This is a genomic window from Streptosporangium sp. NPDC005286 (genome assembly GCF_040607515.1).
Lineage (GTDB): Bacteria > Actinomycetota > Actinomycetes > Streptosporangiales > Streptosporangiaceae > Streptosporangium.
Map to the genome: position 1 here is coordinate 1 of NZ_JBEXGU010000406.1, position 1,389 is coordinate 1,389.

The window sequence follows — 1,389 nt, forward strand, 5'->3', positions numbered from 1 at the left end:
ACGCGAGGCTCCGAACCGCTCATCGGCCAACCACCCCTGCAACAGACCCAGCACCCCAGCCGTCACCGCATGCGCCGACTCCACTACGCCGGTGTCCTCGGAGGAACCGACGGTGAACGTCACCACGTCCGGCACCGAATCCAGCGAGGCGAGATCTCCGGTCAGCTCGACCACGCTCGCACCGGTCTCCGCGCCCGGCACCTCCGCCAGCGCGGTCCAATCCAGCCCGAACAACGAATCCCGCTCCACCCCACGGCCACCGCCGACGAGTTGGTCGGGCGAGAACGGGCGCAACACCAGCGACCGCGCCGACAACACCGGCTCCCCCGCGGCATCCACCGCCGTCAGCGTGACCGAGTCGTCACCGGCCCGGACCAGCCGCACCCGCAGCATCGCCGCCCCACCCGCGTGCAGGCTCACCTCCCGCCAGGAAAACGGCAACCGCGTACCCCCTGCGGCATCCAGCCCGACAAAGGCCACCGCGTGCAACGCCGCATCCAGCAGAGCCGGATGCACCCCGAACGAACCCGCATCCGACGCCGCCTGCTCGGGCAGCGCGACCTCGGCGAAGATCTCCCCATCGCACTGCCATGCGGCCCGCAGCCCCTGGAACACCGGACCGTACCCCAGCCCTCGAACGGCCAGCTCGTCATACAGCCCGTCCAACTCGATCGCGGTCGCCCCGACCGGCGGCCACACCACCGCATCGAACCGCGCAGCGGCCCGACCATCCGTGGCGAGCGTGCCCGTCGCATGCCGCACCCACGGCACATCCTCCCCAGCCTGCGCCGACCGAGAATAGACACTCAAAGCACGCCGACCGGACTCCTCCGGCGCACCCACCGCGATCTGCATCACAACCGCGTCATCCTCGCCCAGCACCAGCGGCGCGGCCAGGGTCAGCTCCTCGACCACCTCGCAGCCGACCTGGTCACCGGCCCGGATCGCCAGCTCAAGGAACCCGGTACCCGGGAGGACCACCACCCCGCCCACCGCATGATCAGCCAGCCACGGATGCGACCCCACCGACAGGCGGCCGGTCAGCAGCACCCCGTCCGAGTCGGCCAGGCCCACGGCGGCGCCCAGCAACGGGTGCCCGGCGGCGGCCAGCCCCGCCGCGGCCACATTCCCCACCTGGGAACCTGCTCCCACGGGCCAGTACCACTGGTGCTGGAAGGCGTAGGTCGGCAGGTCCACCCGGCGCCCGCCGGGCAGCACCTGCCGCCAGTCCACCGCCACGCCGCGGACGAACAGCTCGGCCGCCGAGACCAGCACCCGCTCCAGGCCACCGTCATCGCGGCGCAACGTCCCGGCGATCACGGTGGTGGCATCCGTCTCGTCCACGCACTCCTGAACCCCGACCGTCAGCACCGGATGCGGGCTCACCTC

At 71.9% G+C, this 1,389-nt stretch carries 1 protein-coding gene; it reads right to left on the minus strand.

Features of this window, described 5'->3' with window-relative positions; translation table 11 throughout:
* On the minus strand, positions 1 to 1,344 hold a 1,344-nt coding region (locus ABZU75_RS46445; protein ID WP_355570001.1), incomplete at its 3' end, for a polyketide synthase dehydratase domain-containing protein.
* Positions 1,345 to 1,389: the final 45 nt, after the last annotated feature.